A 237-nucleotide genomic window follows, 5' to 3' on the forward strand; every position below is an offset into this window, starting at 1 on the left:
ATATCCGCAGCCAGCGGCATACCGAGATCGACTACATCACCGGCTACCTGCTGCGCCGCGCACGCAGCCACGGCCTCACGCTGCCGGAGAATGCGCGGCTGTTTGAATTGATTAAACGAAGGAAATGAATATGAGCGTATCGGCGCTGGTCTGCCTGGCACCTGGTAGCGAAGAAACCGAAGCCGTCACCACCATCGATCTGCTGGTGCGGGCGGGCGTTAAAGTCACTACCGCCAG

2 pseudogenes are annotated in these 237 nt (G+C 59.5%); both read left to right on the plus strand.

From position 1 onward, the window contains the following. Positions 1–168, plus strand: a pseudogene (locus tag REG_RS11540) (ketopantoate reductase C-terminal domain-containing protein); the annotation flags it as partial. Further along, positions 131–237, plus strand: a pseudogene (locus REG_RS13840) (DJ-1 family protein); the annotation flags it as partial. The pseudogenes REG_RS11540 and REG_RS13840, both read left to right, overlap by 38 nt.

Source organism: Candidatus Regiella insecticola LSR1 (assembly GCF_000143625.1).
Taxonomy (GTDB): Bacteria; Pseudomonadota; Gammaproteobacteria; order Enterobacterales; family Enterobacteriaceae; genus Regiella; species Regiella insecticola.